Raw genomic sequence first — 25,327 nt, forward strand, 5'->3', positions numbered from 1 at the left:
GTCCGTGCCCGCCACGGTGTGACGCCGGAAGGCGCTCAGGCGCTGCGCGTGCCTTCCAAGGGACGTCCCGCGGTCGGCGCCTTCTGCGCCCGGCTGAACGACAGCACCCCGTCCTCGAGCGCGCCCTTACGCAGCAGTTTGCGGTCGCGGAAGTAGTTGTTGATCACCTGCCACGGACCGTTGGTGCCCTGCCGCGGCATCACCGCGTCGCCGCGCTGGATGTAGCCGGAGGTCAGCGCCCCGCCCATCACCGAATCGGCGCCGCGGTCGCCGTCGGCGGCGACGGCCTCGACCCGGGTGAACCCGTGCTTTTTCATGTGGTTGAGCACGCGGCAGAAGTACTCGGCCGCCAGGTCCGCCTTCAAGGTCCAGGACGCGTTGGTGTAGCCGAGCACCATCATCGCGTTCGGCACGCCGTCGAGCAGGGCGCCCTTGTAGACCACCCGGTCGCGCGTGACCACCGGCTCGCCGTCGATTTCCAGGCTCATGCCGCCCAGCATCTGCACACTCAGGCCGGTGGCGCTGATGACCACGTCGGCGGGCAGTTCCTCGCCGGAGGCCACACGGATGCCGGTCTCGGTGAACGTCTCGATGCGGTCGGTGACGATGGAAGCCTTGCCGCTGCGCAGCACCTTGAACAGGTCACCGTTGGGAACCACGCACAGCCGCTGGTCCCACGGGTTGTAGCTCGGGGTGAAATGGCGCATATCCAGGCCCGGGCCGATCTGCATCCGCACGGCGGCGAGCAGCAGCTTTTTGGCAGTCTCCGGGTTCGTGCGGGAAAGCTGGAAGCTCGCGCGCTGCAACGCGATATTGCGGGCGCGTCCCATCCGGTAGGCGATCTCGGCGGGCACCTTCGCCAGCTTCAGGCCGACCGCGACCGGGTCGTCGGCGGGCAGCGCGGTGATGTACGTCGGAGAGCGCTGCAGCATGGTGACGTGCGCAGCCTTGTCGCTCATGGCCGGGATGAGAGTGATCGCGGTGGCGCCGGAGCCGATCACCACTACCCGCTTGCCGGTGTAGTCCAGGCCCTCGGGCCAGTGCTGGGGGTGCACGATCTGCCCGCCGAAGTTCTCCTCGCCGGGGAACCGGGGACGGTAACCGTTGTCGTAGTCGTAATAACCGGTGCAGCCGACCAAGAAGTCGCTGGTATAGACCTCCGTCTCACCGGTCTGTTCGTCGAGCGCCTCGACCGTCCAGGTGGCCGTCTCGCTGGACCAGCGCGCGGTGGTGACTTTGCGACCGAACCGGATGTGCTCGGTGACGCCGTACTCGGCCGCGGTCTCCTCGATGTAGCGGCGGATGTTCGGGCCGTCGGCGAGTACCTTGGTGCCGTTCCACGGACGGAAGCCGTAGCCGAAGGTGTACATGTCGGAATCGGAACGAATGCCGGGGTAGCGGAACAGGTCCCAGGTGCCGCCGATGGCGGTCCTGCGTTCCAGGATCGCGTAACTGCGCCCGGTCTGCTCCTTGGTGAGATGGCAGGCCATGCCGATTCCGGACAGCCCAGCGCCGATGATCAATACGTCGACATGCCGCGTCATTGAGGTACTCGTTTCGTCCGTCTGCCTCGCACACCATGGGGCGCGTGCTTAGGCCAGATTACGTGTTATTCATGGTTACGTCTAGACCGGATAGTGACACGCACGGACATTCGAATAAAAACCGGGCTGGTTGCAAACCGTGACCTGAGCCGGTCGAGCGCCCAGCATGGATCACCGCGGCGCGTCACCAGGCGCACCGCCCGATCCGTCCCGCTACTGGTCTCGCCGCGGTCTCCGGAAGGGAGTTGACTCGAGCATGAGTCTGTCGTTCCACTGGTTCCTGCCCACCTACGGTGATTCCCGCGGACTGGTCGCGGGCGGGCACGGCACCTTCATGTCCGCCGACCGTCCGGCCACCCTGCGGTATCTCAACCAGATCGGCGCCGCGGCGGAGGACAACGGCTTCGAGGCTGTGCTCACTCCCACCGGCGCATGGTGCGAGGACGCCTGGCTGACCACGGCGATGATGGTCGAGACCACCGAGACGTTGAAGTTCCTGGTGGCCTTCCGCCCCGGCCTGGTCAGCCCGACGCTCGCGGCGCAGATGGCGGCCACCTTCCAGCGGCATTCCGGGGGCAGGTTGCTGCTCAACGTGGTGACCGGCGGCGAGCCACACGAGCAGCAGGCCTACGGCGACTTCCTGGACAAGGCCCGGCGCTACGCCCGCACCGGCGAATTCCTGCACGTCGTGCGGGAACTGTGGACCTCCACCGAGCCGGTGACTTTCGAGGGAGAGCACATCCGGGTACATCAGGCATTGCTGGCCAACCGGCCCGACCCGGCGCCGCCGGTGTTCTTCGGCGGCTCCTCCGAACCGGCGGGTCCCATCGCGGCCCGCTACAGCGATACCTACCTGACCTGGGGCGAGCCGCTGTCGGCGGTGAGCGGGAAACTGGAGTGGATCCGCGGCCTCGCGGTGGACCACGGTCGCGTCCTCGACTACGGCCTGCGCATCCACGTGATCAGCCGGGACACCTCCGAGCAGGCCTGGGCCGAGGCCGATCGCCTGCTGGCAGGCATCGACCCCGCCGACATCGAGCGGGTGCAGGCGAGCTTGGCGCGCAGCGAGTCCGAAGGTCAGCGACGGATGTCGGAGCTGCACGGCGGCAGCACCGAGCGGCTGGAGATCGCGCCCAACCTGTGGGCGGGTGTCGGCCTCGTGCGCGGCGGCGCGGGCACCGCGCTGGTCGGCTCGCACGCCGAAGTCGCCGATCGGCTGACCGAATACGCCCGCCTGGGCATCGACCACTTCATCCTGTCCGGCTACCCGCATCTGGAAGAGGCGTACTGGTTCGGCGAAGGGGTGTTGCCGATCCTGGAGCGCAAGGGGCTGTGGCGGCATCCCAACCGCACCACCCGCGTCGCCGCCGCCACGCCCTTCGCGGCGGCCGCCAGTAGCTGAGGGCTCGCGGCCGGTGCATCGCGCATCGGTCGCAACACCCCAGTTATCCGCGTGTCGCCGTGCGCGGCGAGAATGGTCCATCGGTCCGGTCCACCGGGCCGGACCGGCCGACCGTTCTCGTAAGGGAGTCATGACCACCGAATCAGCCCGGCGATGGCGCCGCCGCCTGCCCGACACCGCGACCGAGGCGGGCGCGCCCACGCTGGCGCGCAGACTCGGACGACTCGATCTCACCGCCATGGGCGTGGGCACCATCGTCGGCGCCGGGATCTTCGTCATCACCGGGGTGGCCGCCGCGGAGAAGGCCGGGCCCGCCATCGTGCTGTCGTTCGCCCTGGCCGGAGCGGTGTGCGTACTGGTGGCGCTGTGCTATAGCGAACTCGCGGCGATGGCGCCGGTCTCCGGCAGCGCCTACACCTACACCTACGCGACCCTCGGGGAAGGACCGGCGTTCCTGGTCGGCTGGAACCTGCTGCTCGAGTTCGTCATCGCGGGCGCCGCGGTGGCGATCGGCTGGTCCGGGACCACTGTGTCCGCGCTGGATTCGCTGTTCGGCATCACCGTCCCGCACACTCTCACCGCCGGGCCCGCCGAAGGCGGCGTGGTGAACCTGCCCGCCGTACTGATCGTCGCCGCCGTCGTCGCGGTGCTGGTCGGCGAGGTGAGCTTCACCGCACGGGTCACCAAGGTGCTGGTCGGGGTGACCATCGGCGTGCTCGTGCTGGTGATCGCCGTCGGCGCGCCGCACGCGGCCATGGACAACTGGACACCGTTCGCCCCGTTCGGGATCGGCGGCGTCATCGGCGGCGCCGCGATCGCGTTCTTCGCCTTTCTCGGTTTCGACGTCGTCGCCGCGTCGGCGGAGGAGGCCCGCAACCCGCGCCGCGACATTCCGTTCGCCATCATCGGCACGGTGCTCATCGCCACCGTGCTCTACGCGCTGGTCAGCGCCGTGCTCACCGGTATGGTGCCGTTCGAGACGCTGAACAACAGCGCGCCGATCGCGACGGCGTTCGGCGCGGTGCGCATCGGGTGGATCGGCGACGTCATCGTGATCGCCTCGATCATCGCGCTCACGAAGGGCCTGCTGCTGATCGTGTACGCCCAGGTGCGGTTGATGTTCGCGATGTGCCGCGACCGGCTGCTGCCCTACCGGCTGGCGGCCACCGGGAAACGCTCCACTCCGGTGCGGCTGACTTTGCTGCTGGGCGTGGTCGGCGCCGTCATCGCGGGACTGCTGCCGATCGACATCGTGGTGGAATTGGTCAATATCGGCGCGCTGTCGGCGTTCGCGGTGGTGTGCGTGGGCGTGCTGGTGCTGCGCCGGGCCGAGCCCGAGCGCGAACGCCCGTTCCGCACCCCGCTGGTACCGCTGGTTCCGCTGCTCGCGCTGATCGGTTGCGTGCTGCTCGCGACCACCCTCGAGGCGCTGACCTGGGTGCGATTCGGTGTGTGGGTACTGGTCGGCATCGCGGTCTACCTCGGATACGGGCGCAAGCGCTCCACGCTCGCCGCACCGCAGCCCACGGGAAGGAACTGAACCGTCGCTCGTCGCGCCGCCAGGCCGGGCCTCATCCTGGCGGCAACCGACATCGGCCGACCGCCGGAAGGTATACCGACTCAGCCCGCCACGAAGAACAGACCGGCGCCGTAGGCATCACGGGCGGAGACGAAGAACCCCTCGTCCGTCTCCCGTATCGGCACGCCCGCGTTCGTGACGAGGTCGCGCGCGACCGTCGGATCGCGCACGTCGATGGTCATGGCGGCCAGGTACGACGATGCGGGCGCGGCTTCGCCGGGCAGCACCGCGGCGGCCTGTGACGCGCGCACCAGCTCCAGCCGCCCCGAGCCCATCTCCAGCACGGTCAGCGGTCCTTTGCGCACCGCGGGCACGTCCAAGATGCGGCCGTAGCGTTCGACGACAGCGTCGAACTCACCATCGGCCGCGACGATCAGCACGGCGGCGATGGCGCGGGCGCCGTTCGGGTGCGACAAATAACGCGGCTGGTGCACGTATTCGCGGGTGAGATGCTGGGCGACACCGAGCAGCGCCTCCGGCGTCGCGCTCGGATCCACGTGCACGGCCCGCGCCCGCACCGTGCGGATGCCGTTCTCGGTCTCGACGTCGCGTTCCAGGTCGAGCACGCCGGAGGCGCGCACGCCCGCCGCCGCGAGCTGTCGTCGCGCCGCCTCGGCATCGCCGGTCTCCAGGTTGAGCAGACGGAAGCCTTCGTACTCGTCGGCCATCGCCTTGGTGTGCCACGGGTCCGGCGCGGACTCGTCGACGATGCCGAGCAGTTCGAGGTAGGAGCCACCGAACAGCGCGCAGCGGTTGGCCGTGCATCCGGGTATGGGCGGCTCACCCGGTTGTGCGCTCAGCAGGTGCCGCGAACGGGGACTCAGAGCGAACCCGAGGTCGAGGTAGCGGCGTTCCAGTCCGTCGAGGTCGCGGGTGAGGATTCCGGTGTGGTGGATGGCGTCGATCGGTTTCTGCACGGCGACGATGCTCGTCCCTCCTGCGCCGCGGCGCCCGTCACCACGGTGGATTCGCCGGTTTCCGGCACTGACCTACCCTGACGAGGTGGATTCGGTCATCTTGGACGACGTCGACCGGAGATTGCTGCACGCTCTGCAACTCGACGGCCGTGCGCCGTTCAGCAGGCTCGCACCGGTGCTGGAGGTCTCCGAGCGCACGTTGGCGCGCCGGTACCGGCGGCTGCTCGACACCGGAGGGCTGCGAGTCACCGGTGTAGCCCGCACCGGCCGCGTGGACCATGCCGAGTGGCTGGTGCGCCTGCGGGTACGGCCGGATGCCACCGCCGCGGTCGCCCGCGAGCTGGCCCGCCGCGCCGACACCGCGTGGGTGACGGTCATCGCCGGCGGAGCCGAGCTGACCTGCCTGTTCCGCGTCCCCGGCGACGCTCCCCTGCCCGAGCTGGCCCGCCATCCGGCCGTCGGGTTCATCGACGTCCAGCGAGTGCTGCGGCACGTCATGCAACGCCGCTGGCGGGGACGGATGTCCGCGCTGTCGACCGAGCAGAGCGCGGCCCTGCGCGCGCCCGAGCCGGCTCCACCCGCGAAAGTGACACCGAGCGAATTGGATCAGCGCCTGCTGCCCGCGCTGGCCGCCGACGGGCGGGCGGCGTATCCGCAACTCTCGCGGGTCGTCGGGTGGTCGGAATCCGCGGTGCGGCGGCGGGTCGAGGAACTGCGCGGCGCCCAGGTGCTCGGATTCGACGTCGAAGTCGATCCGGCGCTGTTCGGGTTCACCGTGCAGAGCCTGCTGTGGCTCACAGTCGCCCCCGCACGGCTCGTCGCCGTCGCGACCGCGCTGGCCGCCGATCCGGAGGCGGCGTTCGTCGGCGCCATCACCGGACCGCACAATCTGCTGGTGTGCGTCGTCTGCCGGGACGCGGACGCCCTGTTCGGCTACGCCACCGAGCGTGTCGGGACGTTGAGCGGCATCGATCGAATGGAGGTCAGTCCGATCAGCGGTTACGCCAAACGCACCGCGCCACCGAGGCGCACCTGACGCAGATTTGCACTCGATGCCGAATGGTTCGGGGCCACAAGCGCTTTCGTGACATCGACTGCACCGGAGGTTCCACGTGAATCACGCCAGCCACAGCCGGCCTCGCCGACGCTGCGGCATCCCACCCGCCGTGCATCGGAGTTGTGAATCACAACAGCCGGACCGGCGGACCCCAGCGCCGGCGATTAGGGTCGAGCAGGTGACCTGGACCGTGGGCTTCGACCTCGACATGACGCTGATCGACTCGCGGCCGGGCGTCGCGCGAGCCATCGACATGCTCGGCGTCGAGTTCGATCTGCCGCTGTGCGGGACGACGTTCGCCGATCGGCTCGGCCCGCCGCTGGCCACCCTGCTCGTCGAAGCGGGCGCGCCCGAGGAACTCGTTCCGGCTCTGGTGACCCGCTACCGAGCGCTGTACCCGACGCTCGTATCGACCATTCCCCCGATGCCGGGCGCGCAGGCGGCCCTGGCGGCCATCGAGGCCCGCAACGGACGGGTGCTGGTGGTCACCGGCAAACACGCCCCGCTGGCGCGGCTGCACATCGTCGAACTCGGTTGGCGGATCGACCATCTCGCGGGCGACCTGTGGTCGGCGGGCAAGGCGGCGACCCTGCGCGAACAGGGCGCGCATCTCTTCGTCGGCGACCACGTCGGCGACATGAACGGCGCACGGGCCGCGGGCGTCCTCGCGGTCGGCGTGAGCACCGGACCGTGCACGGCCGCCGAACTGCGCGCGGCAGGCGCCGACGTGGTGCTCACGGATCTGACCGAGTTCCCCGCCTGGCTCGAGACGGAGTTCGGCGCGGTCACCACCGGCTAGTGCCCCACCTCGCGGCGCGGCATCGGAACGCGCTGCGCGCGCCCGACAGCGCGTGCGCCGCCTCCGGGGAGTAGCCATCCCACCTCCACGACGGTCGGCTGCGGCATGATCGATATGTGGATCGAATCGAGCTGGCCGCGTTGCTCAGGCAGGCACGTGACCACGTGCGCCCGGGCGATGTCGGGCTACCTGCGGGCCAGCGCAGACAGGTCCCGGGGTTGCGCCGCGAGGAGGTCGCCCAGCTCGCCGGTGTCAGCGTCGACTACGTGGTGCGCCTGGAACAGGGGCGCGGCCCCCGTCCGTCCAGCTCGGTGCTCGCCGCGCTGGCCCGCGCACTGCGGCTCAACGACGAGGACCGCACCCTGCTGTTCCAGTTCGCGGGCGCGGCGCCGCCGCAGGAGGGCAGCATCGACATGGTGGTGCGGCCGAGCGTACTGCGTCTGCTGGACCGGATGGCCGATCTGCCCGCGCTGGTGCTGTCGGCCAAGGCCGATGTGCTGGCTTGGAATCCGATGGCGGTCGCGCTGCTCGGTGATTTCTCCGCGTGGCCGCCCGCCCGGCGCAACATCATCTGGCAGCGTTTCCTCGGCACCGAGCCCGGACGAGTCGCGATGACGCCCGCGGAAGCCGACAACGCCGCGTCGTTGTCGGTCTCCGCTCTGCGCAGCGCCCGCGCGCGCTACCCCGACGATCCCGGCCTCCTGCGCTTGGTCTCCGAACTCCGTTCGCGCAGCGCACGATTCGAGCAACTGTGGAACGCGCGGCGGTCCGGGAAGTGGCGCAGCGCGACCAAGACGATCGAGCATCCCGACCTCGGAATGCTGCGTCTGGACTGCGATACCTTGCTGGTTCCGGACACCGACCAAGCCGTCGTGGTGTACTCGGCGCCGCCCGGCAGCCGGGAAGCCTCGGCGCTGGAGCTGCTGCGGGTGACCGGAACTCAGCGATTCACGGTGACGAAACCCTCCGGCTAGCTACCTGGTTTGTATCGGCGCAGGTATTCGCCGGTCAGCGAGGCCGGGTGCGCGAGCAGGTCGGCGGGCGTCCCGGTGAAGACGATCTCGCCGCCGTGCTTGCCGCCGTCCGGTCCGAGATCGATCACCCAATCCGAATGGGCCACCACATCGAGGTTGTGCTCGATCACCACGACGGTGTTGCCCCGGTCGACCAGGCGGTCCATCAGTGCGAGCAGTGTGTCCACGTCGGACATGTGCAGCCCCGTGGTCGGCTCGTCGAGCACGTAGACGCTTCCGGTGTTCTGCAACTGGGTCGCCAGCTTGATCCGCTGGCGCTCGCCGCCGGACAGCGTGCTCATCGCCTGGCCCAGGCTGAGATAGTCCAAGCCCACCTCGTTCATGGTGCGCAGCTTGGTGTGCAGCGCCTTCTCGGCGAAGAATCCGAGCGCTTCCTCTGCCGACATCTCCAGCACGTCGGCGATGGATTTGCCGCGCAACATCAGGGCGAGCACGTCATCGGAGAAGCGCCGTCCGTCGCAGGCGTCGCAGTGGGTGGTCACCGGATCCATGTACGCGATCTCGGTGATGATCACGCCACGGCCCTCGCACTGCTTGCACGCACCGGCCGAATTGAAACTGAACAGGCCCGCGGACTCCCCCGTGGCCTTGGCGAACAGTTTGCGGATAGGGTCCATCAGCCCGAGGTAGGTCGCGGGCGTGGATCGGGACGACGCGGCGATGGGCGACTGGTCGACGAAGATCGCCCCGGGGTGCTCGCGCACGAACACGTCCCGGATCAGGCTGCTCTTGCCCGAGCCCGCGACGCCGGTGATGGCGGTCAGGATGCCGGTGGGGATGCCGACGGTCACGTTCTTCAGGTTGTGCACCGTCGCGTTCTCGATGAGCAGTTCGCCCGTGCCGGTCCGGAAGGAGTCCTTCACCCGGAACGGCCGGCGCAGACCGGCGCCGGTCGGGGTGTCGGCCGCCCGGAGATCGGCGAAACTGCCCTGGAAGACCACCTGTCCGCCGTGCACGCCCGCGCGCGGTCCGACGTCGACCACATGGTCGGCGATCTGGATGACATCCGGATCGTGCTCCACTACGATCACGGTGTTTCCCTTGTCCCGCAAGGCCTTCAGCAGGTCGTTCAGCCGACCGACGTCCCGCGGGTGCAGCCCTACGCTCGGTTCGTCGAAAATGTAGGTCAGACCGATCAGCGTGCTGGACAGATGCTTGATCATCTTCAGCCGCTGGCCCTCGCCCCCGGACAAGGTCGAGGTCGGCCGATCCAGGCTCAGATAACCCAACCCGATATCGGCGACGCGCCGCAGCGCGGTGCGGATGGCCCCGGCCAGGCCGACCGCGGCCGGGTCGGTGATCTCGTCGAGGACCTCCATCAGGTCGGTGATCTGCAACCGCGCCCAGTCCGCGATATTGCGCCCGTCGATCTTCGTGGCCAGCGCCGCCTCGTTCAATCGGGCGCCCGCGCAGGTGCCGCACACACCTTCGGTGAGGAATTGCCGCATCTGCTCCCGGGTCTTCTCGCTCAACGTGGAGGTGTCGCGTTGCAGCCGGGTGCGCGTGAATTTGGTGGCGATGCCTTCGTAGTTCGCCTTCCACGTGCCTTTGCTGAAGGTCAGCTCGACCTTGCCGCCGGTGCCGTAGAGCAGGTCGTGGAACTCTTCGTCGGTGTAGTCGGCCAGCTTCTTGTCCGGGTCGAAGCGGCCGGAGGTGCCGTACATCTGCCACTCTCCGCCGCCCACGCCGTATCCGGGCAGGAGAATCGCCCCTTCGTTCAGCGACTTGGTCCGGTCGACCAGCCGGTTGGGGTCGGGCCGGACGGTGACGCCGAGACCGTCGCAGTCCGGGCACATGCCCTGCGGGACGTTGAAGGAGTAGTTGTAGACGAACCCCGCCGAGGGCGAACCGAATCGGGCGAACATGGCCCGCACCATCGAGAAGATGTCGGTCATCGTGCCGACCGTGGAGCGCGGACCGCCGCCGACCGGCTGCTGATCGATGATGACCGGTGCGGTGAGGTTCTCGATGGCCTCGGCGTGCGGGCGTTCGTAGCGGGGCAGGAAGTTGAGGATGAAGGCCGGGAAGGTCGCGTAGAGCTGGCGCTGCGATTCGACCGCGATGGTGTCGAAGACGATCGACGACTTGCCCGAACCGGAGACACCGGTGAAGACGGTGATCTTGTTCTTCGGGATCTCCAGCGACACGTCGCGCAGGTTGTGCTCGTTGGCTCCGAGCACTCGGATGGCATCGAGCGATGCGGGGGAAGGCATACCGCACACCTTGCCATCCGAGACCGACAAAATGCTCCAGCAAATGTGATGTAAATCACATAAATGTGTACTCCGAGACGACCGCGATCGCGTGCGGGCCCGAGCCGTCCCTACAGTGGCTGAAGTGCGCGACGATCCCTATTGGAATCACAACACCCGCTACCACCCTTGGCTGCTGAAGCAGGTGCCGCGCTCGGCCCGCACAGCGCTCGACATCGGCTGCGGTGACGGACTATTGGCGGGCAAGCTGGCCCGCCACGGGCTGGCGGTCACCGGCATCGACATCGACGCGGACATCCTCACCCGCGGCCCCGCGATGGCGGGCATATCCCTCGCACGGGCCGACTTCCTCGAATACACAGGCTCTTTCGATGTCGTGACCACGGTGGCGACCCTGCACCACGTTCCGCTGCGGGAGGGCATCACCGCACTGCGCCGCCTGGTCGCGCCGGGCGGTGTCCTCGCCGTCGTCGGGCTCTGGAACATGACTCCGCGCAAGGACTTCCACTACTTCCCCGTGGCGCCACTCGTCTGGGCGACGGACGCCCTGCACCGGCGCGGCGGCCCGAATGCGCAAATGCGCGATCCCGTGGACGATTACGCCGACATACGTTCGGCCGCAAGAGAACTCCTCCCCGGGGCGCGGATGCGGCGACGGCTCATGTGGCGCTACACGCTGCTGTGGCACAAGCCCGCGTGAGCATCCTGCCCGAGGCGGATCGCGCGGCTAGAGTCGTGGCATGCCGTCGCCTCGGGAGCACAGACCGCGAATGGCCACCCGCACGCTGCCCGACGACCTCGTCGCCCGGCCGCTGGGGAGTGGTGTAGCGGAGCAACGAACGCTTCCCCTGCCCGCTCCACCGCTACTACCGGGCGGGGAGGTGGACGCGCACGCCGGCGTAGCGTGAGATCCCCGGCGAGGCTGGGCGGCGTCGTCTTCGACGCCGCGGCGGTCGTAGCGTTCGCCAATCGCGCCAACTATGCCCAAGCGGTCGTCTGGGCGACGGTCGACGCGGGCAACACCATCGTCGTACCGAGCACCGTCCTCGCCGCGGCGCGCACGCATATCCCCGCCGACCGGCTCGACATCCTGGCTGTGCTGGTCGGCCTGCCGCACACTGTGGTTCCGTCGTTCGACCACACCATCACCCCGCCGCCGGCGATCCGGCACGGTGCGGGACCGACCGCCGACGCCCTGTTCGCCGCGGGCCACGTCACCCGGGAGGCGGTGGCCCGCGCGTGGCCCTGCCTGACCAGCCGACCGAGAGAACTCCGGCAGATCGATCCGCGCGTCATCATCGACCCGCTGCCGTGAATTCGGGCCTGGGGATCAGCGCAGCAACTCGATGACCGGGGCGAACTTCTCCATGCTGTCCTCGAGGACCGTGATGTAACTGATGCCGTAACGCTCGCGCCGATCGCGCAGCCGGTCGGCCATCTCCTCGGGCGTACCCATGAGCAGGATCGGGTGATCTTCCGGGGAGTCGGCGACGTCCGGCGGCAGCGCCGGGCCGAAGACCTCCAGGACGCTCGCGCGTTCGGCCGGCGGGACCACCCGCTGCACGAGGATGTTGAACTCGACCTTGTCCAGCCGTGGACCGAGCAGCTCCCGGACGTAGGCGACGCGCTCCTCGGTTTCGGCGAGCCCGGCCATCTGCAGCGGCCCACCGTTGCGCGAGGCCGCGGCGCCGGTGAAGGCGATGATGTCGGCGTGCCGCGCGGCGACAGCGAGCAACCGGTCACCCCAGCCACCGATGAGCACGGGCGGACCCGTCGGCTGCGCGGGTTGCGGCTGATATTCCGGCTCGGCGAACAGCCGGCGCAGCGTGATAACCGTCTGTTCCAAGTGCTCGACGCGCTTGCTCCCGCTTTGGAACGGGATGCCCGCCGCCTCGAATTCCGCCTGGACATAGCCCGCGCCGAGCCCTAGTTCGATCCGCCCGTCGGTGAATTGATCGGCGCCTGCCACGTCGCGGGCCAGCAGCACCGGGTTGTAGAACCCGGTGTTGAGCACGAAGGTGTTCAGCCGCACCCGCTCGGTCGCCTCGGCGGCCAGGATCATCGCGGGGAACGGCGCGGGCAAGCCGAGATGGTCGGCGACGCCGACCACGTCGAAACCGAGTTCCTCTGCCCGACGGCACTTTCCGATCCAGTTCGACCGGTTCTCGGGCACCACCATGTTGACACCGAACCGAAAGGGGAGCTGCGCAGTCACGGGTCCTGTCTAGCGAACCGGGCCGCGGCCGTGCACGTCGGGGCCGGTTCAGCACTGGCTGAGCGTGCCCGCCGCGACCGCGATGCCCAGCAGCGCCACGAGGGCGGCGGCAACCGGCGCCGGGCGGTGCAGTGCCCGGCGGACCGGTCCGGACGCCGTCCGCCCGGCGAAGTCTCCACCCGGGGACCTACGTGCGAACCAGCGCCGCACCACGGCAGTCGTGGTGATGATCAGTGTCGCGATCAGCATGACGACAACCCTCAGACGCTCGCGGCGCGCGGTGCGGCAGCCCGAGGTGCGGACTTGCGCCGGGGCGGTGTGACAATTCCGTGCCGCAGCAGGCTTTCGGCGGTGTCCACCAGCGTCTCCCGCACCGGCCGCATGGTCCAGCCCAGCTCGCGCCGGGCCTTCTCGGCGCTGAGCGATTCGGTGCGTCCCAGCGTCGGCAGCGTCAGCCGGACGCCCTTGTCGAAGAGGGCGACCGAACGCACCACCCAGTTCGGCAGCTGCCTGGTCGGCACCCGGAACCCGCGCGGCCCGTATTCCTCGGCGAGGATGCGCGCCATCTCCGCCATCCACAGATGCTCACCCGCGCAGATGTAGCGGTTGCCCGCGGCCTCGGGCGTCTCCAGCGCGAGCCGGTGCGCGACGGCGAGATCGCGCACGTCCACCGGCGCCCAGCCGACCTGGGGCGCGCCGGGGACGTCCCGGTCGAGCAACCTGCGCACGGGCTCGTGCGAGGTGCTCGTGTCCGTCGACAGCAGCGGTCCGAGCACCATGCCGGGATTGACGACGACCAGTTCGAATCGCTCGCGGGCCGGGAGCTTCGCGACGAAATCCCAGGCCGCCCGCTCGGCCAGCGTCTTGCTCTTCTGATAGGCCGGGCTGCGCTCGACCACCGTCCAATCGGCCTCGGTGCGCAGCGCGTCCTCGGTGTGCCCGTAGGCGATCGCGGCGATCGAGGAGGTCAGCACCACCCGGCGAACCGTGCCCGCGGCGGCGCAGGCGCGCAGCACGCGCAGGGTTCCTTCGACCGCGGTGTCGACGAGTTCGCGCTCGTCGTCCGGCGGCGTGGTGGGAAACGGCGACGCGACGTGCAGGACGCCCGCGCTGCCCGCGACGGCGGACGCCCAGCCGTCCTCGCCGTTCAAATCGGCTTGCGCGAACTCCAGCTCGCCCCCGGTTCGCCGGGCCAGCTCGACCAGGTGTGCCCGTTTACCGGTGGCGGCGAGATCGCGAACCGTCGCGCGCACGGCGTAGCCGTGCTCCAGAAGTTCGGCGATAACGTGACCGGCGACGAATCCCGTTGCGCCGGTGACCGATACCTGTGTGCCCATTTCTTCACCCGTCTCGTGGAGTGGCTACCCGGCACTCATCTGAGCGCCGCTCAGATAATCTAAGCACCGCACAGTTAGGTTGTCCAGGCCGCGTCGCATACGCTCGGACGGTGACGCGGACCAGTTACCATCACGGCGCCCTGCGCGACGCGCTGCTGGCCGCCTGCCTGCGTTTGATCGAGACCGAGGGGCTCGCGGCGGTCAGCCTGCGCCGGGTGGCGCGCGAGGCAGGCGTGAGCACCGCCGCGCCGTACCACCACTTCCCCGACCGCGCCGCCCTGCTCGCGACGCTGTCCACGCAGGGTTTCCAGCTGCTCGGCGCGCGACTGTCGGCCGCCCGCGCCGAGGCTCCGACGCCCATGGCCGCCCTGACCGCACTGGCGAACGCCTACGTGCGGTTCTCCCGCGAGCAACCGGCCTACTTCCGCTTGATGTTCCGGCCCGAGCTCTCCCAGCCCGACAAGCACCCCGACACCATGGCGGCGGGCGACGCGGCTTTCGGAGTCCTGGCCGACGCGATCGCCGAATGTGTTCGCGCCGGGGAGCTGCCCGCCGACAAGGCCGACACACTGGCGGTCACGTTCTGGGGACTCGGCCACGGGCTGGCCTCACTGTGGCTGGATGGACAGCTGGAGAAACGGGCGGGACAGTTCGGCACCACCGGCACGGCACTGGTGGACGACGTCATGCGGACCTTCGCGACATTGATCGAGCCGAGCGGGCCGTCGCTGACCTAGAGTGGACGCCAGACGTTTGCTGTCCGATGCTTCTCACACCGATTGCTTCTCACACCGATCCGAGGAGATCACACGGATGACCGCGCAGCTGGATCCGACGGTGCAGGAGTTCGTCGACGCGCTCAACGCCAATGATCAGGACCGTTTCTACGCCGTTCTCACCGACGATGCCACCATGTCCGACGACGGTGTGGAGCGCGATCTCGCCCAGTGGACCGAAGCGGAGATCTTCGACAGCAACGCACGCATGCGGATCGAGTCCGTCGGCGACGACGGCACGGAACTGGTTGCCGAATATACCAATTCACGCTGGGGGTCGATGCGGACCACGTGGCGTTTCGTCCTGCGCGACGGCAAGGTGACCCGTTTCGAGACCGGACAGGCCTGAATACCCTTGCCATGCACCCGCCGACGTTGACATCCTGACCTTCGTGTTCGTCGCGCCGCGTTACGGTACCGGTTCCCTGGCCGATCTGTTCCCCTCCGTCCTCGCCGGTCTCGGCGTACCCGGCGAGGAGGACCGGCTCGGACTCGGGCTGAACGCCGACCGGGTCTGCGTCCTGTTGGTGGACGGGCTCGGCTACGAGCACCTGGTGGCGAATCCCGCTGCCGCTCCGTTCCTGACCGGTCTCGCGCCGGTCGGGCTGACGGCCGGTTTCCCGACCACGACGGCCACCAGCCTCACTTCGCTCGGCGTGGGCGTTCCGCCCGGCGAGCACGGAATCGTCGGCTATCTGTTCCATATCCCCGGCTACGACCGGCTGTTCACCCCGCTGTCCTGGCGGCTGCACGGCGCGCCGAAATCCGATCTGCGCGACGAACTCGTTCCAGAGGAATTCCAGCCTCGCACAACGGTGTTCGAGCGCGCCGCCGCCGACGGCATCGCCGTCACCCAGGTGTCACCGCGCGATCAGGCGGGGTCGGGACTGACCAAGGCGGTGCTGCGCGGTTGCCAGTTCCGCCCCCAGCTGTCCTTCGGTGACCTCGTCGCCGAGGTGGGCGAGGCGTTGCGCGCCGGGTCGCGTTCCCTGGTCTACACCTACCACGGCGATCTGGACCTGACCGGACACGTACGCGGCCCCGCGTCGCGCGCCTGGGAACTCGAGCTCGCCAACGCCGACCGACTCGCCACCGCGCTCGCCGACGAGCTGCCCTCCGGCGCGACCCTGCTGGTCACCGCCGATCACGGCATGGTCGAGCTGGACGACCGCATCGATTTCGACACCACCGCCGCGTTGCAAGAGGGCGTCCGCGCGCTGGGCGGTGAGCCACGCGCCCGCCACGTCTACACCGTGCCCGGCGCCGAATCCGACGTCGCGGCGGCCTGGCGGGCCGCACTCGGCACGGACTTCGAGGTGCTCGGCAAGGAGGAAGCCGTGGGCCGAGGCTGGTTCGGCCCCAGGGTCGATCCCGCGATCGTTCAACGCATCGGCGATCTGGTCGTGGTCGCCGGTGGGCGGCGTGGCGTCATCCGCACCGGCGCCGAACCATTGCAGTCCCGGCTGGTCGGCCACCACGGTTCGCTCACACCGGCGGAGATGAACGTCCCGCTCTGCGTCTTCCGGGCCTAGCGTTCGCCGGTCGGCGAACACTCGCCCGCGATGGCTCTAGTCTGGAGTCCGATCGCGGCGGGCATCGCCGTGCGCGGACCTTCAGGAGGAGCCCATGAACACCACGCTGTCACGGACCGGCCGGACCGGCCTCGGGATCGCGATGGTCGCCATGGCGCTCGCGGGCTGCACCGACATCGAACGCGCCCTCAACCGCGGCGGCGACACGCCGTGCAACGAGTACATCAAGCAGGACCAGGACACCAAGCGCACGACGATCACCAAGTTCGTCAAGGAACAGAGCCGCGACGACCGCGAGCCGGCGGGAACGGTGGTGGACGCGACGATGGTGTCGGTCGACCTGCTCTGCGGCGCGCAGGCCAACGCCGAAACCCCGATCAAGAATGCCGACGTCGCAGGCTTTTTCATCCGGAAGTGACCGCGGCGTCACTCGCCTCCTCGTCCTGCGTACGCCAGAATGAGAAAGCGAAGACGAGCTCACACGACGATGGGTCATCCACGTGGCGCAGTCCCACACCCTCACACAGCAGCGGGTCGAACTGGAAAGAGAATGGGAGCGTTGGGCGACGACTCCCCTGGCGACCGCCAGGTCCCGGAACACCGTCCTGCGCAGCGAAGTAGCACAATCCTGGCGGCGGTCGTTGCACACCGTCGATCCCGCGACCACGATCGCGCCCGGCGTCGACGACATCGGCGACCGTTGGGCCGCCTCCCCACTACGTGAACCGGTCACGGCGCTGGCGGGTGAACTGCGCGCCGTCACCGAGGACTCCGGTTACCTGGCCGTGGTCACCGACCACGCGGGCACCGTCCTGTGGTCCTGCGGCGACCGAACGCTGCGCAGGCAGGCGGAGCAGGTCAACCTCGCGCCCGGCGGATGCTGGGACGAAAGCCACATGGGTACCAACGGTGTGGCCCTGGCGTTGCACACCGACCGCCCCGCCGCGGTGTTCTCCGCCGAGCATCTGGTCGCCGCCCTACACGGCTGGGTCTGCTATTCCGCGCCGATCCACGGACCCGACGGCAGACTGGTCGGGGCGTTGGACCTGTCCAGTTCCTGGGACCGCTCCCATCCCGCGGTGCTCACCTCGGTCCGCGCGCTGGTGACGGCGGTGGAGACGATGTTGCGCACCGCCACGCCCGCACCGGCACCGGGAATCCGGCTGGAATGTCTCGGTGCGGCACGTCTGCTGCGCGATGCCGTGCCGGTACCCCTGCCGCCCCGGCAACTGGAGATCCTCGCACTGCTGGCGCTGCAGCCGGACGGCTTCACACCGGAGCAGTTGCATGCCGCGCTGTACGGCGATCGCGGCGTGTCCGCCAGCACGCTCAAGGCGGACGTCTCGCATCTGCGCCGCGCGATCGGCGGCGAGATCACCAATCGCCATTACGTTCTGACGGGGCCGGTATCTTGCGACGCCGTCGACCTGCTCGCCGCCGTCACAGCGGGCGACACCACCTCCGCGGTGTGGCTGTATCGCGGGCCATTGCTGCCTGGGTCCGAGGCGCCCGGCGTGCTGCAGTGGCGCGATCACCTCGACGTCGGTGTGCGGACCGCCGTGCTCGCAGGCGACCGAGCCGAGCACGCGGTGGCGTTCGGCGAACGCGCGCCGCGCGATATCGCGGTCCACGAGCACGCGTTGCGCTTGCTGCCTGCTGACGACGTCCGTCGGGCGGTGGTCGCGGCCCGTCTCCATACGGCGTTGCGCGACTGAGGTTTTCCCACCAACCTCGCACCAACCTCGGCGGACGATAGTGGACCCGGTCCGAGATATCTGCGAGGAACCATGAGCTACACCAGACCGGGGGCGGGTCTCCGGCACCGCCGACTACCCGACGCACTCCGGCCACGTCATCCACGTCGGCCGAACCGCGCGGCGATACCGCACCGAACGCGCCGGGTGGACATCACCGAGCGCGCCAGGGCGGTCCTACGACGCATGATCGACCAGCACGGGGCGGTCCTGCTCCACCAGTCCGGCGGGCGCCTCGACAGCGGCACGCCCAGGTGCCTGCCCATCCGGGAATCCCGGATCGACCGCGCGGACGTCCTCCTGGGAACCCTGCCCTGGCACACCGAATTGTGGATCAGCGCGGAGCAATACGAGCACTGGAAGCACACCCACCTGACCGTGGACGTGGCCGAGGGCCCCGGCGGCAGCGCTTCGGATGCTCTCGAGGATTCGCGTTTCGTCATCAGATCGCGGCTGCTCACCGACGAAGAAGCAGCGGCGCTGGCGGCCGGGGGGCCGCCGCGCACCGGAGCCGACCGGTTGGCGTGACCCTGCACGAGTGAACCGGCGGATCGTCCGCCCGGGTGGGCACGACCACCCGGGCGGGCCTCGCGCGTCAGCGTCCGGGCAGGAAGCGCAGGCTGCGGGCGACGCTCATCAGGAACGGCTGCCACTTGTCCTTCGGGAACAGCTTGGGCGCGTCCAGATTCATGAACCGGGTGACCACGATCGACTGCGGTTCGGTGAACTTGAGCAGGCCGTCCGGTCCGTGGCGGCGCCCCACACCGGAGATGCCCATGCCGCCCATCGGGGCCGCGGTGGTGCCCCAGGCGGGCGCGTACCCCTCGTCCACACAGACCGTGCCCGCGTGCAACCGCGCCGCGATCCGCTCGCCGTCGGACTTGCTCGCCGCCCAGACCGAGGCATTCAAGCCGTAGTCGGTGTCGTTGGCCAGGCGCACGGCCTCCTCGACGCTGTCGACGGGGTAGATAGACACCAGCGGGCCGAAGGTTTCGTTGCGACCGCATTCCATCTCGTCGGTCACCTCGCTCAACACGGTCGGCTCGAAGAACAGCGGCCCCAGATCCGGGCGGGCCTTGCCGCCGGTCAGCACCTGTGCTCCCTTCGAGGTGGCGTCCGCGACATGCTTGGACACCGTCTCCAGTTGCGCTTCGGAGATGAGGCTGCCGATATCGGCCGAATAGTCGTAGGCGGCACCGAGTTTCGCGGCGTCGACGGCGGCGACGAATTTCGCGGTGAACGCCGCGGCGACCTGACGCTCGACATACAGTCGCTCGATCGAGATGCACAGTTGCCCGGCATTGGAGAAGCAGGCGCGCACGGCCGCCTTGGCGGCGGCGTCCAGATCGGCGCCCGCGGTGACGATCATCGGGTTCTTGCCGCCGAGTTCGGCGGAGAATCCGATCAGCCTGCGGCCGCACTGTTCGGCCAGGGTGCGCCCGGTCGCCGAGGAACCGGTGAACATCAGGTAGTCACACGCCTCCACTATGGCGGTGCCGACCACGCCGCCGGGGCCGGGGACCACCGCGAGCAGCTCACGCGGCAGGCCCGCCCGGTACAGCAACTCCGCGCCGGCCAGCGTCGAGAACGGGGTCTGGCTGTCGGGCTTGACCACCACGGCATTGCCCGCCAGCAGCGCGGGGATGGAATCGCCGATCGACAACAGCAGCGGGTAGTTCCACGGAGCGATGACACCGACCACGCCTTTGGGCTGATACCGGACCGAGGCGCGGTTGAGCACGGGAAAAGCGCCCGGAACCCGATGTCCGCCCAACAGTCCGGGGGCGATCTCGGCGAAGTAGCGGGCCGCGAACATCAGGCCCATGATTTCTTCCTGGGCCGCCCAGCGCGCCTTGCCGGTCTCGGCCTGCACCACGTCCATCAGGAACTCGCGGTGCTCCACCACCAGCGCGCGGTAACGATTCAGCACCGCGGCGCGCTCGGCCACCGGCCGGGCGGCCCAGTGTTCCTGCGCGGCGCGCGCCTTGTCGAAGGCCGCCGCGACGTCGTCCGCGGTGCCCACCGGCACGGTACCCAGCGGATTCCCGGTGAACGTCTCGGCGATCGTCCTGCTCTGCCGGTCCGCGGGCGCCGCGATCGCGGCCAGCGCGCTGAGGCGGTCGAATACATCGGCTTTCGGCGCGGGCATCGTTGCCTCCTACTTGTGAGTAACTTCGAGATACACACAATCTACGCCCCTTATCGCTCGCAATGAACCCGCTGCACGCAATGCGTACCAGGGCCGTCCGTGGCCGCCGCCGCGTCGAATACCTCATGGTTCGCGCGCCGGGTCCACCGATGGTCATCGGCAGCTCACAGTTCGTTCACTCGAGTCAAATCGAGTCCCACTCACCGGGACCGGCTGTCCGGATGGCCGGGTTCGTGGTTTACGTTATGCCGATGTTCAGAGCGAGGCTCGGGGTCCGCACCCGGATTCTGGCTATCGCGCTCATACCGAGTCTGACTCTTCTGTTGGCCGGTCTGGGCGCCGCGGGCTACCTGGTAGCCGAAGGAACCAAAGCCAAGGACTGGGCCGCGGAGAGCCAGAACGCCATCCCGGTGACCAGTGAGGTCATGGACGCGGTCCAGCAGGAACGCCACCTCACCCTCGCCCAGCTATCCGGCGACGACACCCTCGCGGCCGCGCTCGGCACCGCTCGCGTGCGCGTGGACGCGGCGGTGCGGCGCCTGCTCGCGGCCTCCGCCGACCTGCGCGACGTCGACGCGTCGAAGATCACCGAGGAAGACGCCGACCTCGTCATGCTGACGCAGAGCCTGACCACGGTGCGCGCCGCCGCCGACGCGGGCGCACTGCCGATCCCGGACGCGTACATGTTCTACAACCGGCTGCTCGACCCGATCCCCGCGGGCACCAAGTCCACGGTGCAGACCGCTCCGGACAGCGACATCGCCGTGGGCACCGTGGCCGGCGTCCGCTTGTTCTACGCGAACGAGGCCATGGCGCGCAGCGACGCCCTCGGTGCGGTCTACGTCAACGGCGCGGCTCCCCCGCCGATCCCGATCGATGAGTACACCCGGCAGACCGGCTTCTACCACACCGAAATCGCCACGCTCATCGCCGAACTGGACGGGCCGATCAAAGTTCGCCTGCAGGCGCTGACCACCGGCACAGCCTGGCAAAAGCTCACCGCGATGGAGAACGCCATCGTCCAGCGCGTCGTCGCGGCGACCACATCGTCGCCCGCCTCGGCGAATCCGAATGCGAGCACACGGCAACCGACCTTGCCCGCGCTGCCGTTGAGCATCGACGAATGGCGTCGTGCCGCCGCCGAGGTCAGCCGCGGGATGCTCGATGCCTGGTCGGTGTACAACCGGGACGTGCAGAAGGCCGCCGAAGACAAAGCCGCCGCCGCGGCGACCCGCTCCGCCGTCACGGGTGGCGGCATGCTCCTGGTCGGCATTCTGGTGCTCGTCGTCGCGGTTGTCCTGGCCAACCGCGTCATCCGCCGGTTGAAGCGGCTGCGGGGCGAAACGCTGGCGCTGGCCGACGAGCGGCTGCCCGACATGCTGCGCAGGCTGCGCGACGGCGAAGTCGTCGATCCCGCCGCCGAATCACCGAACCTGAACTACGGTAGCGACGAGATCGGCCAGGTGGCCAAGGCGTTCCAGCACGCGCACTCCGCGGCCGTCGCCGCGGCGGTGGCCGAAGCCCGCACCCGCGAGGGCGTGAAAGCGGTGTTCCTGAACATCGCGCACCGCAGCCAGATCGTGGTGCACCGGCAGCTGGAAATCCTCGACGAAGCCGAGCAGCGCCAGGAAGACCCGGTCCTGCTCGACACCCTGTTCCGGCTCGACCACCTCGCCACCCGAGAGCGGCGCAACGCCGAGAACCTCACCATTCTCGGCGGAGGCAAGCCGGGCAGGCAGTGGCGCAATCCCGTCCCGCTGGTAGATCTGGTGCGCAGCGCCGTCGGCGAGACCCTCGACTACGCCCGGGTGCGGGTGGCCAGGCTGCCCGAAGTCCACGTCCTCGGCACGGTGGTCGCCGACCTGATCCATCTGCTCGCCGAACTGGTGGACAACGCGACCTCCTTCTCGCCGCCGCAGTCGCGTGTCGAGGTGACCGGCAACGTGGTCGGCAAAGGCGTCGTGGTCGAGATCGGCGACCAGGGCATGGGCATGTCCGAGGCCGAGCTGTCCAAGATGAACGAGATGCTGCGCGAGCCACCGGATTTCGGCGTGGCGGCGCTGTCGGCCGATTCGCGGCTGGGCCTGTTCGTCGTCGCCCAGCTGGCCACGCGCCACGGCATCTCGGTGCGGCTGTCGGAGTCCGACTACGGCGGCATCAAAGCCATCGTGCTCATTCCGTCCGCGCTCGTCGCGGGCGAATCGGGCGCGCCGCAGACACCGGCGGAACTCACCGATCCCGGCAGCCGCCGCAGACTCATCGCCGGGCCCGTCGTAGCGGCGGAGGCGAGCGACTCCACGCAGACCGCCGCGTCCCCGGTCGCGACGCTCGCGGTCGAATCCGCCGCGCCTCCGCGTTACGCACCCCGGCCGTACACCGAGGCGCCGCCGCAGCCGGGTCCAGACGGCCGCCCGGCGCTGCCCCGGCGCAACCGACAGACCAATCTCGCACCGCAACTGGCGCATTCGGCTCCGGAGCAAGCCGTCTCCGCGCAGCCCGCACGCTCCGCCGAACAGGCCCGCGATCTGATGTCCGCCATCGAGAACGGGACCAGGCAGGGCCGTCGCGCCACCATCCCCGACGAACAGGAAGGCTAGGGGTGTCCGCTTCTCCCGCAGGCGATCTGAATTGGCTGCTCGATGATCTCGTCGATCGGCTGGCCGGCGTGCGCCACGCGGTGGTGCTGTCCACCGACGGGCTACTACTCGGCCGCTCCAGCGGAATGAGCCGGGAGGACGCCGAACACTTCGGTGCGATGTCCTCCGCGCTCTACGGGCTGGCGCGCAGCGCGGGCAACCGATTCGACGGTGGCGGCGTCCGCCAGGCGGTCATCGAACTCGACCGCGCGGTGCTGTTCGTGACCTCAGCGGGCGACAACGCCTGCCTGGCACTGCAAGCCGCCGAGTCCGCCAATCTCGGCATGGTGGCCTACGAGATGAACCTGACCGTCCAGCGCGTCGGCAGCTACCTGTCCACCACTGCCCGCCAAGACCTCGTCGGACACGTCGAGCAGAACCGGCCATGACCCGCCCGCGTGAGCCCTGGTTCGATGAAGCGGCCGGCCCGCTGGTGCGTCCGTACGCGCTCACGCGCGGGCGTACCAGCTTCGATGGACCCGAACTGGATATGCTCACCACCGTGGTCGCGGACCCCTCCGCGACCGCACTGCGACGCACCGAACCCGAGTACACCGATATTCTTCGGCTGTGCCGTGTTTCGCAGACCGTCGCCGAACTCTCCGCCCAGTTGCATTTGCCGCTGGCGGTGACGAAGATCCTCGTCGGTGATCTGATCGGCGATGGGCAATTGATCTTCCGCGCTCCCGTTCCGACGGAGGCCGGACCCGATGACCTCAACATATTGCGAGCGGTACTGGATGGAATCCGAAAACTTTGACCCGAGCGGTACACCGCAGCTGGCCGCGTCGGTCAAGATCCTCGTCGCCGGCGGGTTCGGCGTCGGCAAGACCACCATGGTCTCGGCGATCAGCGAGGTCGCGCCCCTGCGCACCGAGGAACTGATCACCGAGGTGAGCACCGGCATCGACGATCTGTCGGGTGTCGAGCAGAAGACCACAACCACGGTCGCGCTCGACTTCGGCAGACTCACCATCGACCGCGACCTGGTGCTCTACCTGTTCGGCACGCCCGGCCAGGACCGGTTCTGGTTCCTGTGGGACGAACTGGCGCGCGGCGCGCTCGGCGCCGTCGTTCTCGCCGATACCCGCAGGCTGGGCAACTCCTTCGCGGCCGTGGACTTCTTCGAGCGGCGCAGGCTGCCGTTCATGGTGGGCGTCAACTGCTTCGACGGCGCGCCGCGCTACACCATCGATGAGGTACGCGACGCCCTCGACCTCGACTCGGTCACTCCCGTCATGCTCTGCGACGCCCGCGACCGCGGATCATGCAAAGACGTGTTGCTCACCCTCGTCGAGCATCTGATCCAGCGGGCACAGCGCGCTCACGCCACCGCCTGAGCGCACTCCGGCTCCGCGGCGCGTCCGCTCGCGGTGGGCTGCCGCCACGGCGGCGCTGCGTCCTCAGACCTGCCGCAACCAGGCCAGGAACAGCAGCGCGCCGCTCGCGGCCAGCGCTACCGCGACCGGAGCCGGCCACCACGGCCCGTTCCGGCCGAGCAAACCGCGGGTGAGCCGTAATTGGAACGCGCCGAGCCCGGCCAGGATCAGCAGCCAGATCGGCAGCAGGCCGATCCCGAGCGCCGCGTGCGTTGCCCATGCGCCCGCCAAGGTGGGGCCGCCCCAAGAACTTTCGAGATCGTCGCCGGCCACGAGCGGATAGCAGATCCCCCGGAACGCGGCGATGCCCGCCAGGAATGCCAGAAACAGGGCCAGCAGGCCGACCGCGCCGCTGAGCACCGAATGCGTCACCGACCGGGTGGCGGAGAATTTATGCGGCAGAACCGATTCGCCGAGCATCCGTCGCGGCACGCGCAGCCGGGTCGGGATCCGCCGCACCGCCAGCGGCAGTGCCCGCAGCGCGTACGCGGCATAACGCAGGAGTGTCCGAATCCACGACATACCGCCGACGGTAGCGCTGTTCGGCCCGCGATTCACCGCAGCAGGCCCGCGTGCACCAGATCGTCGAACAACAACTGGTCGACCGGGGGAACGAGTGCGCGGTCGGCGTAGCCGAACCACGCGACCTCTTCGATCTCACTGCTCGCGACGAGCGTTCCACGGTAATCCGCGGTGTAGCAACTCATCCGGACCACCACCGCGTCGGCTGGGCCGTGCAGCGCCTCGTAGGTGCCGACGTGCGCGGCGGTCTCCGGCAGCAGGGCCACGGTGAGTTCCTCCTCGATCTCGCGCAGCAGGGTCTGCAGATCGGTCTCGCCGCCTTCGCGCTTGCCGCCCGGGATGTAGAAGACGTCCTTGCCGCGCGGTCTGGCGCAGAGGATCCGTCCGTCCTCGATGCGCACCCATGCCACCGTGTCGATCAGCTGCCGCCCTTGCCCGTCCGCCACCGCCGCAGCCTAACGCGACACGGCGCCCGAGGCGGA

The 25,327-nt window shown here is 69.2% G+C and carries 27 protein-coding genes; 18 read left to right on the forward strand and 9 right to left on the reverse strand.

Annotation, left to right across the window (positions count from 1 at the left end; translation table 11 throughout):
• Positions 1 to 35: 35 nt before the first annotated feature.
• Positions 36 to 1,544, reverse strand: coding sequence for a flavin-containing monooxygenase (locus M8859_RS05795; RefSeq protein WP_159930327.1), 1,509 nt, complete (start codon positions 1,542 to 1,544; stop codon positions 36 to 38).
• Positions 1,545 to 1,800: 256 nt separating this feature from the next.
• On the opposite strand from M8859_RS05795, the gene M8859_RS05800 reads away from it, so the two are divergent.
• Positions 1,801 to 2,946, forward strand: a complete 1,146-nt coding sequence (locus M8859_RS05800) for an LLM class flavin-dependent oxidoreductase (protein ID WP_195071144.1) — start codon at positions 1,801 to 1,803, stop codon at positions 2,944 to 2,946.
• Positions 2,947 to 3,076: 130 nt separating this feature from the next.
• The gene (locus M8859_RS05805) at positions 3,077 to 4,486 is read left to right on the forward strand and encodes an amino acid permease (RefSeq protein ID WP_159930325.1); all 1,410 of its coding nucleotides are present in this window, start codon (positions 3,077 to 3,079) and stop codon (positions 4,484 to 4,486) included.
• 80 nt (positions 4,487 to 4,566) lie between these two features.
• Here M8859_RS05805 and M8859_RS05810 read toward each other — a convergent pair whose 3' ends face one another.
• A complete protein-coding gene (locus tag M8859_RS05810; RefSeq protein WP_236565757.1) occupies positions 4,567 to 5,442 on the reverse strand; it encodes a VOC family protein in 876 nt (291 codons plus the stop codon).
• Between the two features lie 85 nt (positions 5,443 to 5,527).
• On the opposite strand from M8859_RS05810, the gene M8859_RS05815 reads away from it, so the two are divergent.
• The 3 genes from M8859_RS05815 (at position 5,528) to M8859_RS05825 (ending at position 8,272) form a co-directional block, all read left to right on the forward strand.
• Positions 5,528 to 6,478 (forward strand): Lrp/AsnC family transcriptional regulator, encoded by a 951-nt coding sequence (locus M8859_RS05815; RefSeq protein ID WP_159930324.1) that lies wholly within the window; start codon positions 5,528 to 5,530, stop codon positions 6,476 to 6,478.
• Positions 6,479 to 6,677: 199 nt separating this feature from the next.
• On the forward strand, positions 6,678 to 7,298 hold the full coding sequence (locus M8859_RS05820; RefSeq protein ID WP_195139353.1) for an HAD family hydrolase: 621 nt from the start codon (positions 6,678 to 6,680) through the stop codon (positions 7,296 to 7,298).
• A 116-nt stretch (positions 7,299 to 7,414) separates the two neighbouring features.
• A complete protein-coding gene (locus M8859_RS05825) occupies positions 7,415 to 8,272 on the forward strand; it encodes a helix-turn-helix transcriptional regulator (RefSeq protein ID WP_195071145.1) in 858 nt (285 codons plus the stop codon).
• On the opposite strand, the gene M8859_RS05830 is transcribed toward M8859_RS05825, so the two are convergent.
• Entirely contained in the window at positions 8,269 to 10,545 is a 2,277-nt protein-coding gene (locus M8859_RS05830; RefSeq protein ID WP_249643958.1) for an ATP-binding cassette domain-containing protein, read from the reverse strand. The two genes, M8859_RS05825 and M8859_RS05830, sit on opposite strands and share 4 nt — an antisense overlap.
• Before the next feature lie 124 nt (positions 10,546 to 10,669).
• On the opposite strand from M8859_RS05830, the gene M8859_RS05835 reads away from it, so the two are divergent.
• From M8859_RS05835 to M8859_RS05845, 3 genes are all read left to right on the forward strand, one after another.
• Entirely contained in the window at positions 10,670 to 11,245 is a 576-nt protein-coding gene (locus M8859_RS05835; protein ID WP_159930321.1) for a class I SAM-dependent methyltransferase, read from the forward strand.
• A gap of 70 nt (positions 11,246 to 11,315) precedes the next feature.
• A complete protein-coding gene (locus tag M8859_RS05840) occupies positions 11,316 to 11,453 on the forward strand; it encodes a hypothetical protein (RefSeq protein ID WP_159989382.1) in 138 nt (45 codons plus the stop codon).
• Positions 11,450 to 11,860, forward strand: a complete 411-nt coding sequence (locus M8859_RS05845) for a hypothetical protein (RefSeq protein ID WP_159930320.1) — start codon at positions 11,450 to 11,452, stop codon at positions 11,858 to 11,860. Before M8859_RS05840 ends, M8859_RS05845 begins: the two co-directional genes overlap by 4 nt.
• A 15-nt stretch (positions 11,861 to 11,875) precedes the next feature.
• Here the strand turns inward: M8859_RS05845 and M8859_RS05850 are convergent, their stop codons facing one another.
• The 3 genes from M8859_RS05850 to M8859_RS05860 are packed head-to-tail and all read right to left on the reverse strand — an operon-like array spanning position 11,876 to position 14,097.
• Positions 11,876 to 12,760 (reverse strand): LLM class F420-dependent oxidoreductase, encoded by an 885-nt coding sequence (locus M8859_RS05850; protein WP_159930319.1) that lies wholly within the window; start codon positions 12,758 to 12,760, stop codon positions 11,876 to 11,878.
• Between the two features lie 48 nt (positions 12,761 to 12,808).
• The gene (locus M8859_RS05855; protein WP_159930318.1) at positions 12,809 to 13,009 is read right to left on the reverse strand and encodes a hypothetical protein; all 201 of its coding nucleotides are present in this window, start codon (positions 13,007 to 13,009) and stop codon (positions 12,809 to 12,811) included.
• Between the two features lie 11 nt (positions 13,010 to 13,020).
• Positions 13,021 to 14,097 carry an SDR family oxidoreductase gene (locus M8859_RS05860; RefSeq protein ID WP_159930317.1) on the reverse strand — a complete coding sequence of 359 codons (1,077 nt, stop codon included), beginning with the start codon at positions 14,095 to 14,097 and terminating at the stop codon, positions 13,021 to 13,023.
• A 110-nt stretch (positions 14,098 to 14,207) separates the two neighbouring features.
• Here M8859_RS05860 and M8859_RS05865 point away from each other — a divergent pair, with 110 nt between their 5' ends.
• The 6 genes from M8859_RS05865 to M8859_RS05890 all read left to right on the forward strand — a co-directional run bounded on the left by M8859_RS05865 (position 14,208) and on the right by M8859_RS05890 (position 18,687).
• Entirely contained in the window at positions 14,208 to 14,834 is a 627-nt protein-coding gene (locus M8859_RS05865) for a TetR/AcrR family transcriptional regulator (protein WP_159930316.1), read from the forward strand.
• 76 nt (positions 14,835 to 14,910) lie between these two features.
• Positions 14,911 to 15,222: a nuclear transport factor 2 family protein gene (locus tag M8859_RS05870; RefSeq protein ID WP_159925211.1), complete on the forward strand. Its 312-nt coding sequence runs from the start codon at positions 14,911 to 14,913 to the stop codon at positions 15,220 to 15,222.
• 43 nt (positions 15,223 to 15,265) lie between these two features.
• A complete protein-coding gene (locus M8859_RS05875) occupies positions 15,266 to 16,405 on the forward strand; it encodes an alkaline phosphatase family protein (protein ID WP_159925213.1) in 1,140 nt (379 codons plus the stop codon).
• Between the two features lie 94 nt (positions 16,406 to 16,499).
• A complete protein-coding gene (locus M8859_RS05880; RefSeq protein WP_159925215.1) occupies positions 16,500 to 16,823 on the forward strand; it encodes a hypothetical protein in 324 nt (107 codons plus the stop codon).
• Positions 16,824 to 16,905: 82 nt separating this feature from the next.
• On the forward strand, positions 16,906 to 18,120 hold the full coding sequence (locus tag M8859_RS05885) for a transcriptional regulator (RefSeq protein WP_195071147.1): 1,215 nt from the start codon (positions 16,906 to 16,908) through the stop codon (positions 18,118 to 18,120).
• Between the two features lie 72 nt (positions 18,121 to 18,192).
• A complete protein-coding gene (locus M8859_RS05890; RefSeq protein ID WP_159925219.1) occupies positions 18,193 to 18,687 on the forward strand; it encodes a DUF779 domain-containing protein in 495 nt (164 codons plus the stop codon).
• A gap of 67 nt (positions 18,688 to 18,754) precedes the next feature.
• Here the strand turns inward: M8859_RS05890 and M8859_RS05895 are convergent, their stop codons facing one another.
• The gene (locus M8859_RS05895) at positions 18,755 to 20,308 is read right to left on the reverse strand and encodes a succinic semialdehyde dehydrogenase (RefSeq protein WP_195071149.1); all 1,554 of its coding nucleotides are present in this window, start codon (positions 20,306 to 20,308) and stop codon (positions 18,755 to 18,757) included.
• Positions 20,309 to 20,559: 251 nt separating this feature from the next.
• Between M8859_RS05895 and M8859_RS05900 the strand changes: the two genes are divergently transcribed.
• Genes M8859_RS05900 through M8859_RS05915 form a run of 4 tightly spaced genes read left to right on the forward strand, consistent with a single transcriptional unit; the run spans position 20,560 to position 24,284 of the window.
• Entirely contained in the window at positions 20,560 to 22,905 is a 2,346-nt protein-coding gene (locus M8859_RS05900; RefSeq protein ID WP_249643959.1) for a sensor histidine kinase, read from the forward strand.
• Positions 22,906 to 22,907: 2 nt separating this feature from the next.
• Positions 22,908 to 23,333: a roadblock/LC7 domain-containing protein gene (locus M8859_RS05905; protein ID WP_159925225.1), complete on the forward strand. Its 426-nt coding sequence runs from the start codon at positions 22,908 to 22,910 to the stop codon at positions 23,331 to 23,333.
• The gene (locus M8859_RS05910) at positions 23,330 to 23,704 is read left to right on the forward strand and encodes a DUF742 domain-containing protein (protein WP_195071151.1); all 375 of its coding nucleotides are present in this window, start codon (positions 23,330 to 23,332) and stop codon (positions 23,702 to 23,704) included. Before M8859_RS05905 ends, M8859_RS05910 begins: the two co-directional genes overlap by 4 nt.
• Positions 23,685 to 24,284 (forward strand): GTP-binding protein, encoded by a 600-nt coding sequence (locus M8859_RS05915; RefSeq protein WP_159925542.1) that lies wholly within the window; start codon positions 23,685 to 23,687, stop codon positions 24,282 to 24,284. Before M8859_RS05910 ends, M8859_RS05915 begins: the two co-directional genes overlap by 20 nt.
• A gap of 63 nt (positions 24,285 to 24,347) precedes the next feature.
• Here the strand turns inward: M8859_RS05915 and M8859_RS05920 are convergent, their stop codons facing one another.
• Positions 24,348 to 24,845 carry a hypothetical protein gene (locus M8859_RS05920; RefSeq protein ID WP_159925229.1) on the reverse strand — a complete coding sequence of 166 codons (498 nt, stop codon included), beginning with the start codon at positions 24,843 to 24,845 and terminating at the stop codon, positions 24,348 to 24,350.
• A 32-nt stretch (positions 24,846 to 24,877) separates the two neighbouring features.
• On the reverse strand, positions 24,878 to 25,291 hold the full coding sequence (locus M8859_RS05925; protein WP_201295234.1) for an NUDIX hydrolase: 414 nt from the start codon (positions 25,289 to 25,291) through the stop codon (positions 24,878 to 24,880).
• Positions 25,292 to 25,327 lie beyond the last annotated feature (36 nt).

Source organism: Nocardia sputi, from assembly GCF_023501985.1.